General features: G+C 61.4%; 9 protein-coding genes. 2 read left to right on the forward strand and 7 right to left on the reverse strand.

What is annotated here, in order from left to right:
- The first annotated feature begins 89 nt into the window (after window positions 1-89).
- Entirely contained in the window at window positions 90-1,313 is a 1,224-nt protein-coding gene (locus JKG68_RS10790) for a hypothetical protein (protein WP_202059147.1), read from the forward strand.
- Window positions 1,314-1,394: 81 nt separating this feature from the next.
- Window positions 1,395-2,036: a hypothetical protein gene (locus tag JKG68_RS10795; protein ID WP_202059149.1), complete on the forward strand. Its 642-nt coding sequence runs from the start codon at window positions 1,395-1,397 to the stop codon at window positions 2,034-2,036.
- Window positions 2,037-2,097: 61 nt separating this feature from the next.
- Here JKG68_RS10795 and JKG68_RS10800 read toward each other — a convergent pair whose 3' ends face one another.
- From JKG68_RS10800 to JKG68_RS10830, 7 genes are all read right to left on the reverse strand, one after another.
- On the reverse strand, window positions 2,098-2,319 hold the full coding sequence (locus tag JKG68_RS10800) for a hypothetical protein (RefSeq protein ID WP_202059151.1): 222 nt from the start codon (window positions 2,317-2,319) through the stop codon (window positions 2,098-2,100).
- Window positions 2,320-2,498: 179 nt separating this feature from the next.
- Window positions 2,499-3,212, reverse strand: a complete 714-nt coding sequence (locus JKG68_RS10805) for a hypothetical protein (RefSeq protein ID WP_202059153.1) — start codon at window positions 3,210-3,212, stop codon at window positions 2,499-2,501.
- A 25-nt stretch (window positions 3,213-3,237) separates the two neighbouring features.
- On the reverse strand, window positions 3,238-4,176 hold the full coding sequence (locus tag JKG68_RS10810; RefSeq protein ID WP_202059155.1) for an ADP-ribosylglycohydrolase family protein: 939 nt from the start codon (window positions 4,174-4,176) through the stop codon (window positions 3,238-3,240).
- Window positions 4,173-4,361, reverse strand: coding sequence for a hypothetical protein (locus tag JKG68_RS10815; protein ID WP_202059157.1), 189 nt, complete (start codon window positions 4,359-4,361; stop codon window positions 4,173-4,175). Before JKG68_RS10815 ends, JKG68_RS10810 begins: the two co-directional genes overlap by 4 nt.
- Window positions 4,362-4,545: 184 nt before the next feature.
- Window positions 4,546-7,764, reverse strand: coding sequence for a UvrD-helicase domain-containing protein (locus JKG68_RS10820; RefSeq protein WP_202059159.1), 3,219 nt, complete (start codon window positions 7,762-7,764; stop codon window positions 4,546-4,548).
- A 1-nt stretch (window position 7,765) separates the two neighbouring features.
- Window positions 7,766-10,474, reverse strand: coding sequence for a PD-(D/E)XK nuclease family protein (locus JKG68_RS34525; RefSeq protein WP_202059161.1), 2,709 nt, complete (start codon window positions 10,472-10,474; stop codon window positions 7,766-7,768).
- A gap of 808 nt (window positions 10,475-11,282) precedes the next feature.
- Window positions 11,283-13,877 (reverse strand): DEAD/DEAH box helicase, encoded by a 2,595-nt coding sequence (locus JKG68_RS10830; protein ID WP_202059163.1) that lies wholly within the window; start codon window positions 13,875-13,877, stop codon window positions 11,283-11,285.
- Between the last annotated feature and the right edge of the window lies 1 nt (window position 13,878).

Here is a 13,878-nt window from a genome sequence, read left to right on the forward strand (position 1 = left end):
CAGCGAACACATAAACCCAAGTGACAACAGGAGCCGGCGCCCATCCCGGCGCTGTCCTGCTCTTGCCCAACACCCGAACGGAGCTGCCCTTGGGACCATCCACATCCGGTCATGCTTTCCACCCGCGCCCGATCCAGGGATGGGCCCTGAAGGCCCTCCTTCCCTATGATGAGAAGCATCCTGGTTTCTTACGCTACGCCATTGGGGCAAGCCCGCTCCGGCGTCAAACCATTGTCCTGACCCTGTCCTATGCCTCCTTCAATGGGCCCGAAGTTACTGTTGCGCGGTTCCACGACGCTGGCCTGGTCCATCCGTCTGACCTGGCAGAACAGGATGCGCAAGGAACGATGACTCGCGCGCTGATGAGGCAATCGAACGCCGCACTCGTGGCTGCCCTGCACCCGGGCGCCAAGGGCCTTATGGGTATCCTGGACCGCCTTGGGAACACTCTGCTGCACCCTTTTGCCTACCGAGGGCTCGTCGATCTGCTGTCAATGCCTGAGCATGAGCCGCGTGCTGAGGTTCTGCGTCAGCTTGAGACGATCACGCCCATGACGGCGAGCGTCCTCCGCGCTCTTCCCGTGTCGTTCCTTCATGCGCAAGTTGTCCGGCGGCTTGAGACGCCCGAAGAGGTCGAGGAACTACAGTCTGTTATCTCCCTGATCCGCGCCATGGTGCCAGCGGTGACGGACGAGGAGCTTCTGAACTCGATCGCAAAGCTTCGTCCAAGGTTAGACTTCGATGATTGGGCCCGGCGCTGGATGATGAAAGGTGTTTTTGCCATCACCCCTCCCGTGCAGGACGATCAGAACTGGGTGGGCCTTCGCTCGCCACAAGCGATGTTTGAGGCGTCCAATCGCTTCTACAAAGGCCTGAAGGACGAGATCCCCTCTGTCGCGGTCGGCCGATCCTACTTTCTCGAGTATTGCCCGGCCCCGGCAATCATCGAGCTCCGACGCCTCTCGCGAGGCCAGTGGCTCCTCCACAGCGTGCACGGTCGCCCGTTTGTGGGTCTCAGCCACGAAACGGCGCGCGCAATCCGCCGTAAGCTCGTCGACGCAGGGATCCTGTTGCCCGCGTGCCTCGATCAATCGAGCCGCTACAACAAGGTCGCCGCGTTGCTCAATATCTTCGACTCTGCAATGTGGGAATTGGACAATATGCGAGACGATGCGGGGCCGTTCAGCGTGGGCGTGGCTGCCAGCGATCCGGCGGGAGATCCCCTGCCCGCCTGTGGCTTGGACTGGGATGGGCTGATGGAAGGCCAAGTCCATAGCTTGGCTGGAGCGCCGCTCTCCTGCCACGGCAGCTAAAACCTGTCCTGGGGATCACGAGCAGCCGATACGGCACGTCCACCATGCCATTTGATGAAATAGACCTATCGCGGAGCAGCCATGACGCCACTAAAGCGACTCATCGATACCCGCGTGCGGGATCTCGGAATCACCCGCGGTGAACTCGCGCGCCGCCTCGGGTATGCCAACGTAGCGAAGGCACTGCGACGCACCGAACTGCTGTGCGAAACAGGAGCCGGGCCGACGCATCTGATGGCACGCCTTCCCGCGGCGTTGGATGTGGACCCATTAACGGTCAAGCAGGCGATGGAAGCTACCTTTGAGCACCTGCGACAACAACACGAGCAAGCCGTCGCCGAGGAACTTGCAGCATGGCGGGCAGCGTTTAAGCCCCACGCGATCATTCTCACCGAGCGCAGGATCCCAAGCCCGATCTCGATCTGTGCGTTTGCTGGCGGCAACCGCTTTATATGGATCGACCTGGACGCATCCCGCCCCAGGGCAACGTTCATCCGCCAAGCCATTCTCGAGCTAGCCCATCGGCGAGCAGCCTTGGGCAGGTCCAACATTCCGTTCTTTGGTGCGCCAATCGGCTTTATCGTGAACCTGACCCCTGATCGGGCGATCCGTTATGACCTCGACGGACGGGCCGTCGCGTTACTCCCCGAGGCCTACCGCCCGGGATTGGTCACCGGTTTCGTGCGAAGACGGCCGATCCCGACCTCCCTGCTCTATCGCTGATGGATGAGGCCCTGAGGGCACGCCAAGGATCAACTGCCCTCAGCTGAGTTATTCCTGCGTGCTATGGGTGCTCGCGCTCCAGCCATCCTTCCCAATACGCAAAATCCTTCAGAAAGATCTCCACATACTCCTGGCACGATGTTGCATCTGCGAGACCCGGAATTGCTTTTGGCAGATCGTGGGTGATTTCGGCTAGAGCGTAGATCAGCCACGTATCAGGTTCATCCTGTCTAACGTGGGTCCGAATGGAGATGCTGAGACTTTCTAGAAGATCGGCGAGCATCTCGAGCCCCGATACCTCACGCCTCCCAGCCTCCTGCACCGTATCAACGAGCTGTCGAAAGCAGCTTTGCCTCATCTGGGAGCGCGTTATCGTACCGCTGGGCATGGCATAACCTTATCGTATGGGTGGGTCGGCTCCGAAGGTGACCGGGCCTGAAGGACGGCTCGGCAACGGAGCACTCATGCAAACCCGATCATGAGGGTCGCGCTGGAGGATGCGGGAGCCGCGGTCATCACGAGATCCCGCCCCGAGCATGCCTCGCGGCAGACGGTGAAAAACCGATCGAGATCAAACATCGTGAAGCTTGAAGAATCGGGTTCCCCAACGAGCTGCAGGATCACCGCGCCCCCTGCATAGCCGGCATCACGCAACCTGTGATCATGGTCCCGGATCGTTTGGGGTAGCGGGTCAATCGCAACCTTGTCGATGATAATAGAACGCCCATAACCCACGTGCTTCTCGAGTGTGCGCCGGCCGCTCGCATCGGGAGCCTCCGCGCGACGTATGGCGTTTGAGACCATCATCAGCTCGATCATGTCAACGCCCACGAAGAGCATTCCCGTTGAGAGACGCACGAAGGCCTCAGCAACGAGGCTCAAATGCTCAGGAGCGGCCGATACCCTGAGGCTGCAGTTCGGCACGACGCTGCTGGCGGCGTGATCGCTTACGACGGCGAGCCGGATCCGAGGCAAGATTTCATGAAGCCGGGCAAGCGTGTTGGGTTGCGGGTCCGCATCGTCGACAATGACGATCTCGAAATGAGGCTGCTCTGTGGGCGTCGGATCCGGTCGAGTCCAGGAGGGCAGCGCGCCGCCGATCACGGTGACGGCGACATCCCAGCCGTTCGCGTCCGACGGTGGGATCCGTCCTCGCATTAGTGGGGTGACGCTCATCGATGGGCCATTCTGACGTAGTTGTTTATTGTCGCTGACGAGCCGATCCCGTGCCGCTTACCCCGGCGTCAAACAGCTGTGTGGCGAGGTCAAGCAAATCTTCGCCCCTATACAGCTGCGCAACCCAATGCTGCGGAATCGCGTCGAGGCCATAGACAGCACCCGCGATTTGGCCGGCGACAGCCCCAACCGTGTCGGCATCATGGCCCAGGTTGACAGCGCGGAGGACCGCATCCTTGAAGGAGGTCGTGGTCGCGACCGCCCAAAGCGCCGCTTCGAGCGTATGAACCACATAGCCGGTCGAGCTGATGTCCGCCTCATGTTTCGAGCGCCAGCTTCCCGCGGCGATTGCCTGGATGGCCGGTTGCCAGGTGGGATCAACTGGGGGGCTGAAGACGATATCCCGCTCGGCCCCACGAATGGCGAAGGAGATGATCCGGGTCAGAAGAGCGCAGGCGTCGACAGCCTCGGGTGCGGCATGGGTGGTCAGGCTCTGCTGTCGGGCAATCACGTCCGCTTTCGCAGGATCGCGCCACCAGCGAATAGGCACCGGCGCCAAGCGCATGATCGACCCGTTGCCTGCCGCCTTCGGATTCGTATCGCCCGCGAACGGATTGCCCGTCCGTTTGAAGCGGCCGAGGGCTGCCAGCGTGGTGTTGCCGATATCAAAGCATCGGTCGGTCGAGGAGTTGTAGCCCGTCTCGACCCATTGATCGAAGCGATGCATCAGGTCGTCGGGCGAGAGGTCGGGATCAATCAGCAGGCTTTCTGCCAGACACAGGGCCATCGAGGTATCGTCGGTCCAATGTCCTGGCTCGAGCCGAAAAGGGCCGCCGCCGATCATGTCGATAACAGGCGGGAAGCCGCCCCGGGGCAGGAATTCGACGGTCGTCCCGACGGCATCACCGGACGCGAGCCCAAGCAGGGCCCCGGCGGCTCGGTTCAATTCACTGGTGTTTTTCATGAACAATTCCGGCTCGAGAAGAATGTGGCCTCAGGCACCTTCCAAGGCACATACGAGACGTAAGCGAAGGTCACCGCGAAGATCGTCACGGCGTGCTGTTGGGCAATCAGCATGGGCGCGGTGAGACGCTCCACGATTCCATGGGCTTCCAGGCGGACATCGGCAGGAAGGATTTTCGTGTTCATCACCGTCAATCATCCAGGATGGGCCACGTAGGATATCTCATTGGCGCCAGCGGGATCTGTACGGCACTTCTACGACAAAATGGGACGCACTTCCTTGACCGGTCTCCCGCCGATCGTCACCAAGAGGCTGGCGCTTCATGGTCGAGCGATCAGCCTCAGCCTCGGGATGCCCTGTCCTCCGCGCTCAGAGATGGACGATCGCCCCGGCGATGGGCATGTGGATGAGCAGATCAGTGACCGGCCTCCCTGTCGCTTCCTCGACAACGACCTTATAGGCTTGGAGCTGTGGAGCATACGAGGCTGCTTTCGAGCGCCACTGAGCCTCTCCTCCGGGGAAGCTCTTATGATCGATGATGGCGATCCCGCCCTCATGCTCGACCAGCATATCGATATACCCCACCATCTCCTGACCGTCGGCATCGCGCCGGTGAACAGGCCATTCACGAAGCACAGCGTAACCCCCATACCGTCCCACGAGGAAAGTGTGCAGGCGGTCGCTGGCCGTGACGAGGTCTGGGAGCTTCAACGCATTCTCGACCCCCCAGCGCTGCGTTAGGGCAAACGCAAGGTCCAGGCGGTCCTCAACGGGGGCCGAGCGATTTTCCGCGCCGAGATAGGCATGAATGGCACTGCCAATGCGATCAAAGTCATCCATGCTGCTCTTGTGCAAAAGGCGCTGCCCAAGGTCGTCCACCCGCAGGTGGTCCGCCGGCGCCGGGGTTCCGGTGGCTGAACTTGGTGCCAAGCGCATCGGTTTGTACCAGGGTCCCTCCCCCTCAGGAAGCTCAGCGAGATACCGATGCTGTGCTACATCGTAGGCTGCACCGTTGCCCGCCAGCACACGCGTCTCCACCTCGATGTCCCCATCAGTGAGCGAGAGCAGGCTGCACCCGGAAGGCGGCAGCGCAAACAGGCGCGTGGCATGGTTTCCCAAAAGATCGAGCCACGGCGTCGGGCTCTTCGCAGCCTCATCGCCGGGTTCGTCCGGCCGCTGCCCCGTGAACACGATGTAATCGCGCGCTCGGGTCACACCGACGTACAAAAGGCGAATTTCTTCGCGGAAACTCAGATCGTGCGCCAGCCGATACGCCTCGGAGGAAATGAGGGTGTCGGTCACCCCCTCGACGGTCTTGTGAGCGGCAAACGGCCATGGCCACAAGCGAATGTGCCGGCCCTTGAGCGGCGCCGCAAGATCAAAGTCCGGCCCGTCCGAGCACACCTTCGCCCCGAACATCCGTTTCGCGGTCTTGTCGAGCGCATTGTACGACAGCTCGGTGAGGACAACGATCGGCCACTCCAACCCTTTCGCCCCATGGTACGTCACGAGTGTAACCGCATCGTCGCCCGCGGCAGCCGGCTGCTGATTGGCCTTGGGATCGCGCTCGATTTCGTTGAGCCAGGACACGAGGCCCTGGGTGGTCCCGGCAAGGCGTGCCGACCGGCAATGCTCCTCATACTTCCCCACCAGCGCACGCAGTGCATCCAGGTTGGCAAGACGCTGCGTGGCAAAGGGCCAGCTCGCGACGCTGCGAACCACCTGTGCCTCACCGATGGCAGCGTCCATCGCCTCGCGGGGCGTCATGGTGATCAGGTTGGCGCGCGCGGCATCGAGGCGAACAATGCGGGGATCGTTTTTCCAGCTCTTGTCTTGCCCTTCGGACAACCACTCGTACAGCCAATCGCTGTTCTGCCCCTCGCCCGTCAGGTGCAGGATTTGAGCGACAGCCAGCGTGTCATCAGCGCTCAGCAGGTAGCGCAAGGCCGCCACGGCAAGCCGCGCCTCGTCAGTCTGCAGCAATCCCGCCCACTCAACAGCAACCCGCACACCTCGCCGGCTAAGGCAGCCGGCCAGTTTTTCGAGCGTGTCATTCTGCCGGCACAACACGGCGATATCGCCTGGTCGGCAGGGCCGCATTTGCTCTGTCACCGCATCCTTGACGGGCATGCGATCGGGATTGTTGAGAAGATCGACAATCTCGCCGGCGATTTCCTCGAGGCGGTTGTCCGCCCGGGCGCTGCTGGGCGACCAAACATGCACAGGCGCCGCGAAGCCGGGATCCTCGTGCCGCACGGGCTCTAACCGCACGCGATCCTCGGGCATGCCGTTAGCGCCAAAGGCCGGCGTGAACAGCCAGTTTGCGAGCTGAACCAGCGGCGGTCGTGAGCGCCGGGACTGCCGAAGGACGTTCTTCGGATCTAAGCCAAGGACGTTGACCGCCGCGTTCATCAGCTCCGGGTCTGTGCCGCGGAAGCCGTAGATCGCCTGCTTCGGATCCCCGACCCACGCCGAGCGGCCGGCACATCCGGCAAGGCGGGTGAAGAGCGCGAGCTGGATCGGGCTTGTGTCTTGAAACTCGTCCACCACCATCAGCCGGATCCGGCTCGAGAGCGCCTGACAAATAGCAGGCTGCGCAAGAAGCTCGTAGGTGAGGGTTTCCTGGTCGCAGAAGTCGAGCAAGCCCTCTCGCGCCTTCAACGCCCGGTAGGCGTGGAGCGCGGCCTTGGCGCAGCTGAAGCACAGTTCGATATAGGCCTTCAGGTCTTGTCTCAGACGCGGATGGCTGTCGTACACCCGAGCAGCCGCTCGAACGGGATCGAGGAACTTGTTGTACGGCCGGGATGCCTTGATCTTGGCCAAGCTGACCCATTTGGCGTAGGGAAGCCCCTCGTCCCCCTCGATGCTTCTGGCGGCCTCGCGCAGGCTCTTGAGCGCATCCTTCGTCGTCTTGGTACCGTCGCCGTCGCCGATGTTTGTGAGTGCTTGGGCGATGGCCTTGTGCAAAGCCTCGTCGAGGTGCTCGGGATCGATCGCCATCGGTGCTGGCAGGAGGTCGAGCAACGAACTGACGGAGCGCTCGCAGCTTTGGTCGATCATGGCATCGTCGAGCAGGTTGTTGCGAACGCCCTGGACGGTATCGAAGACGTGATCGCGCCAGTCCTTTTCCCGGTCCGCCTTCGTGCGGGCGCCCGGCGGCTCAATGAGGCTCAGCCGGGCGGCAATGGGCTCGATGTCCTCGGCATAGTGCTCGATGATCGGACCGATCGCGCGCCTGAACACCGAAACCTGCTCACCGTCGGACAGCACGTTCAAGGCCGGTGATAGTCCGGCCTCGAAGGCATAATCTGACAAAAGGCGCCCGCAAACGCTGTTGACCGTGCCGATCAAGCTGTCAGGGAGCGCGGCAGCCTCGTAGACGCGGCCGCCCTCGAGCAGCCGCAGTTGCACTCGGTGAGACAGTTCGGCTGCCGCTTTCTTCGTGAACGTCGTCGCGATGATGGCTTCGGGCGGAACGCCCGCATCGACAGCATCCTTCAGGATCGTGGTGATGGCGTAGGTTTTGCCGGATCCGGCGCCGGCCGTGATGACCTGAACCGGCTGTGTCGGAGGCGTGAGGGCATTCATGTTAGTGCTTTCCCGGAGTAGCCCGGCACAGGGGCTGATACGAGCAGATGCGGCAGGGTGGGTCGAGGGCGAGCGGGAGGGTGTCGTCCCCCTCGTCGGCCGTGTGCGGCACCCCGGTAGCAACCGCCTGACCATCAGCCAGGGCCTTGATGCGAGTCTCGTAGGTTCGTGTGGCCTGGTGCCACGTCGATGAGAGGTCTGTGCCCGCGACATAGCCATTGTCGAAGGGAGCGGAGGCCGAGAACAGCATGCGGGCCTGCTTCAGCATGAAGTAGCCGGCCTCGGGCCGCTGCCCGAGCATGCGTTCGGCGAGCCAGCTGTACGCGGCCAGCTGCAGCGGTTTGCCCTCTGTCAGCCGCTCCTCGTGGTACTTGGCGGTCTTGGTCCACTTGAGATCCACGATGTAATGCTGACCGTTCGAATGGCGGAGAATCAGGTCGACCTTGCCGCTCACCAGCGGGGCGTCAGGCCCGAGGCCGCGCTCGATTTTTTGTTCGACATGCTCAACCTGAAGACCGGCTCGCCGGATGTAGGTCATCAGCACCGTTACGGCCTTCGCGATTGCCTGACGGGTCCGGCGCAGCTCAAGCTCGGCACCCGGTTGCTGCAGCGTGGCGGCCGCCTGGGGAACAAGCTGATCAAAGAGCTCTTCGGCGCGCTGTCCGGCCGCCTCGATCGTCCAATCGCGTCGCTCCGTGAACAGCAGCTCGAGAACGGCATGGCACAGGGTGCCGATCATCTGACTTGCATCGGGCAGCCCTACGAAGGGGCTTGGCGCAATTTCAGCCTTGTTTTCGAGCACCCAGGACAACGGGCAGCCGATGAGGCGCTCCATTCCCGTCGGCGAGATCTTTTGCGGCGGCACGACGATATCAGAGGGGATCGGCCACAGGCGACGCGGCTTGGGCAGCAATTGCCCGCGCAGCGGGGAGCGCACGATCGTTCGATCGGCCAGCACGGAGGACGGGCTCATGTCCATCGTGATCACACGACGAATTACCGCAACCGAGCCGTCCTTCAGGTTCAGTGCTGTCTCGATCTCACCGAGCAACGGATGGGCGCTGGCGGGGGACCCGGCCACGCACCGCGGCACAACCAGGATGAGTTTGCTGCGGGCGCTTAGCACGGCTCGCACATAGGCAGCCCGCTCGCGCAAGCGACGGTGACGCGGGCTCTCGGGCACCACGCCGGCCTGCTCAAGCCAGGCAAGCTCTTTAGCCGTCCACGGCATCGCAGCGGGACTGTCGGATCGGACCGCCCCCCACCACAGGATTGTCCCGGCGGTGTCGGCAATTTGACCGGGGCTGTCGACGATACGCCATGCGGCAGCTTGCCCCTGACTGCCCTCCGCCCGGACGCCCTCCCCGATCACCTCGTCGAGCATGCGCGCGAGGGTTGTTTGCGGAATCAGCGGCAGGTCCGAGGACACGAGAACGTCGGCGAGAGCCGCGGCGTGCTGAGCCGCCACGGCCCAGAGACCATCGCCAGCGGTGAGCTGACGTTCGACGGCCCAGCGCACCACCCGCCGACAGATCTTAATTGCGTGAGCAACCGGAAGGCCGGTGTGGGGATCGTGCCGCTCAACGGGCAGCCAGAAGTCAATATCGCGCTCGAATTTTTGCAGCTTGCGCTTGATGACACGGGCCGCCATGCCCTCGCCAGCCAAAAGCTCCTCACGGCGGGTCACAGCACGGGCCCGCGCGTTGCGCCAAGCCGTACCGTCGCGTCCGGGCGCCTCCTGGATGGCCCGGGCGAGGCCCGTTGCGGCGCCCCTTGGGATGGGGGACTGCGGCAGCCCGAGGAGCTCGAGCACACGGGCCGGATCAAACGGGTCCCACTGCGCGGCAAAGACGAGCGGCAGCACCCGCAGCGCCGTGCGCCATGGGGAGCGCGCGACCACACCCGCGCGCGGCAGGTGACGCTTGCTCAAAGCGCCGTCGAGCAGCGGGCTTCCTTGACTCCGAATGAGGACGGTGTCGCGGTTGCTGTCGGCCGCGAGCCAGTCCGCGACGATTTCGGCTGCATCGATTTCACTGTCCGCGTCTAAGACAACGACGCTGCCGTCCGTGTCCTCGGCGGCCCGGACGCCGGTGGTGAGGAAGCGTTGGACGGCCCCGAGATTGCCGCCCCCTACCCCGTGCGGCTGTTCGTACTCATGCAAGCTGACGCCGGTGCGGGCGAGAGCATCGAACAGGCGCTGCCACTGGTGGGGCCATAAAGCGCGCGCTTCAACGAGCCGAATGTCGAGCGGGTACGGGAAGGAGGAGGTTGTCAACCGATCGAGCAACGCTGACAGGCGTTCCCCGATACAGGGAGGCAGTTGGTCAGCTGGTACCGCCTCGACAGCGGCCAGTTGCTGAAGCCGCCGCGGCGCCGAAGCGTCAGCCGTCCCGGTCCAGCCGCCGCAAAACAGGTCATCTCGCCACTGCAGCAGCGCTTTCGCGGTGGCCCAGGGGTCGACCGTGAACGAAGCGCTGTAAAAGCAATCGTCCGTGACCGCGTGCCGTAGCCGGCGCAGGTACATTGCCACCCGGACAGGTTCCGCAATCGGCCGCCCGATTAAACCGAGGTGCCGTTCGAGGAGATCCAAGAACCCGAGGGGCCCGAGCGAGGCTCGGCCGATAGATGCATGGTCCGGATCGCTTCCGTTCGGATACGCGCCTGAATCGAGATACCACCCCAACGTGACGTGAAGATTGGTGCTGGTCACACACTGCCCCCAGTTTTGGGAGCAAGCTTTGGCAGACAAAGGTTGACAAGCTTATAACTTCAAAAACCCGCCATTCAGACGCCGGCGAGGTCTCCTCGAGACTCGAGCCATCATTGAGGACAAGTTCGCGCCACTTGCTCGCGCTTCGTTCGAAAGGCCTACATTAGATTAGTGGCGCCGAGGGCCGGGTGACGGGTGGGCAAGCGGTGCTTTTCGCGAAGACCGAGCTGCCGCGGATAAGGGTCGTACGCGCCCTGTCATCGTTGTGGGTGAACCCGCCCTGTGATGGCTTCCCACTTTAAAAAAAGGAGGGGAAACTCTTAGCATAGGCCAGCAAACGAAGCCCAAGCACAGCAAGGGTTTGACAATCTTCCGCTCATCGAAATGCAAGGTGGGGAAAGTAGGGAGGCAGGCGCACCTCGAACGCAACAGAGTAAGTCTTCCTGGCGCCCCCTAGCGCCGGAGAACGCGCAAGTTCCAGGCTTCTTCAGCCGTTAGAAGCCTCCTAATCCTGCCTCTGACTTTGTCGGCCCATTCACTGAATAAACAGGTGAACAATGGAAACGGTTTGTGTTCTGAACCGGACGAAGTGGTGGCGGCGATAGCCTTCCCATCTCAGCCAAAAATTCTCGTAGGCTACCAAGATCAGCCGCTTGATTGGCAAAGATGACTTTGCACACAGAGGCATATAACTACCAAGAAATTATAGGGACAGCTAAATGCAGCACCGAACGAATAGCGGAGGAAACTGGTAGCATGACCTTACTCCGGCTTCACTACGGTCGAAGATGATTCAGTCCCAGGCCACTTAGCCCGCCAAATGGCGGGGAAGATCTCTTGGAATGTCTCCCATTAGGATCAAACTGCAGGTGACAGTTTCGCCAGTCTCTGCAATCAATGCAAGTTCTCCAGCCGGAACTGAGGTGTTCCACGCGAAGGAGTCAGACATTAGTTCCAGTATACGGCGCTTGTACTCCGTGTCGCGATTGTCGAGCTGTTCGCCTTTCGTCTCAAGTACCGTGATGCGGGTCGAACCGTCACCGCGCTGAATCGCAAAGATAAAATCCGGATAGATACGGTGCCGCCGCCAGCCTTGGATTCCATATTGGGATCGCGCAACGTTGCGGTGCCACCACGTAACAGCCTGATTGCCATCAAGCTGAACAGCGACGCTCTGTTCGTCCCCATTGACGTCGGCGTCGAATATAGGTGCGAAGAGGCTGCGCTCTAGCGGACCTCCAGTTACGCTGACAATCTTTCGTCCGTCTTCGGGCTGAGTCGTCTCAATAGTAAAAGGCATGCGCCAATTGTGGCTGTCCAATCGCAAACGAAACTGGATACGCCCTGCTGTCACTGCCGTCCGGAAGAGATGCTCCGCCAGACGGTCGCGTTCCGCATCAAGGCCGCGCCGCAATTCTCCAATGATTAAGCCCGCGAGCTGCCCGATCTTCGCGGCGTCAAAGCCGCGCGCTTTCAGATGCGTGAGCGCCTTACCCACAATGTCGCGTCCCACAAAGGGATTCTGCACGATGTCAGAGATCATCCGCACTGCATAGGGCGCATCGAAGCGAAGGTTTTCCGTACTCGCCGTGACTGCTTGAGCGCTTATGAGGTCATCGCCTTCTGTCAGAATGATGCGCTGCAACTGGGTTTGCGCCGGTCCGGCATTATGGGGGATAGCGTCTATGATGGCTTGCGGGTCGAAACCACGCCAGTCAATAGCCGACAGAATGTCCCCCTCGTAGTCGAGGTCGCGCGCCTCGCCACCTTCGACGATCAGCACCTTCGGCAGGTAGATATCCGTGCTCCTGAAGCGATCGCGCCGCTCTATGGGCCGGCTGACGTTTGCTGCAGCACCCTCGCCGGGGGGCACCTGAAGCACGAGATCGCCCAACCCATCCTTCTCTAGCCCGCGCTTGATCGCCTTCACAACATCACCCGTCGCGCGGTGATGCGTGATGACGTAACACTCATCGAGCGCGGGAATGCCTGTCTTCATCGCGTCTGGCTGGCGAAGTATTCGCCCCACCAGCTGCGTCATCGCTGCAAGGTTGCTTTGTGCAGCCAATGCACACAGCACATAGGCGAAAGGGCAATCCCACCCCTCTTGCAAGGCCGACTTGGTAATGATTGCCCGCACGCGGTTAGTCGGAGACAGTAAATCTTGATTTTCTGTCTGCTTGAGATCGTTGATCTCCGCGGTTTTTACAGCAATCTCCGCGTCGTCGAACCCGGCGGTCTTCAGCCATTCGCGAACGTCTTCGGAATGAATGTACCGCGCGCCGCGCTTCTCTGCGCCGGTTCGCTCCACTTGAATTAGCATTATTGGACGGATATAGCGGTTCGTATCAGCTCGCAAAGTCGCTGCATGCGCGTCCAGTTCCATCAGCTTCTGGAGCGCCACGGCAAGTGTCGAGCGCCAGTCTGCGCCCTGCCGAGGATCCAGGTTTAGTGGCATCTTGATCATGCCTTCCCGGTCCAGCTCTTTGCCGGTCACTTCGACTAATACGTTCTGATAGCGAGCAGGAATAGGCTTCTTACCGCCCTTAGGCTGAATGTCCTTTGGCGTCGCTGTTAGCTCTAGGACAAAGCAGGGATTGAAGCCGTAGAGGGTCTTGTAAGCGAGATTTGATGTGGCGCGGTGGCCTTCGTCCATTACCACTACTGGACGGATCAATCGGAGGGCATTGCCGAGGCTGTCTTTTACGAGCGGAAGGAAGCCGTCATAAGCTTCCAGGTTCGGCGTAACCTCAATCGCTGCTATGTGTCCCGCTTGGTCACCTTCTGGTGGGAAGAAGCCGTGAATGTCACCCCGGTCCTTGAACATTCGCAACGATTCTTGCGTTTCTCGGTTGGCAGACTGCAGCATCAGCAGCATGACACAGAGTTGTCCCTCCACGTCGCGAGCGTCGAGCGGGTCTGTCTTCTCAAGGATACGGACACGCCCAGCTGCAGCGCTGTCAAGCATCTGGCGATAGGGGTGTTGCCGATCTGACAGACGCTGCAAGGTCTGACTGTAAATGGCTTCGTTCGGCACGATCCAAAGCACGAACCCTGTGTTTCGGTTCAGGTACTGGCCAAAGATGCGGGACAAAGCCTGCACAGCGAGCAAAGTCTTGCCGCCACCAGTAGGCACCTTCAGCACAGCGTTTGGCACGGGATGGCCGACGCCATCAAGACGGGGCGAATAGCCTATTGCGGCGCGCGATGCGGGGAGCTTTCCGGTTTTGAGCATCTTCGCCCATGTGTGTGCTGCAAAATCGGGAACCTCCAAGTTCAAATCCGGCTGTTCTGATGCTATCTTGGCGATGATATCCGCACGCATCTTCTCTGCCTTTAGAACTGACAGATAAGCGTCCAGCGTAGTCAGGACCCGATCCTGATATTCGAGTTGGCGTAGCATG

Origin of the sequence: Microvirga aerilata (assembly GCF_016743775.1) — a bacterium.
In the GTDB taxonomy this organism is placed as follows: domain Bacteria; phylum Pseudomonadota; class Alphaproteobacteria; order Rhizobiales; family Beijerinckiaceae; genus Microvirga; species Microvirga aerilata.

Excerpts from the sequence above, each read along its gene's own strand:
- JKG68_RS10795 (WP_202059149.1), top strand. The coding sequence starts at position 1,395 with ATGACGCCACTAAAGCGACTCATCGATACCCGCGTGCGGGATCTCGGA.
- JKG68_RS10800 (WP_202059151.1), bottom strand. The coding sequence starts at position 2,319 with ATGCTCGCCGATCTTCTAGAAAGTCTCAGCATCTCCATTCGGACCCAC.
- JKG68_RS10805 (WP_202059153.1), bottom strand. The coding sequence starts at position 3,212 with ATGAGCGTCACCCCACTAATGCGAGGACGGATCCCACCGTCGGACGCG.
- JKG68_RS10810 (WP_202059155.1), bottom strand. The coding sequence starts at position 4,176 with ATGAAAAACACCAGTGAATTGAACCGAGCCGCCGGGGCCCTGCTTGGG.
- JKG68_RS10815 (WP_202059157.1), bottom strand. The coding sequence starts at position 4,361 with ATGAACACGAAAATCCTTCCTGCCGATGTCCGCCTGGAAGCCCATGGA.
- JKG68_RS10820 (WP_202059159.1), bottom strand. The coding sequence starts at position 7,764 with ATGAATGCCCTCACGCCTCCGACACAGCCGGTTCAGGTCATCACGGCC.
- JKG68_RS10830 (WP_202059163.1), bottom strand. The coding sequence starts at position 13,877 with ATGCTACGCCAACTCGAATATCAGGATCGGGTCCTGACTACGCTGGAC.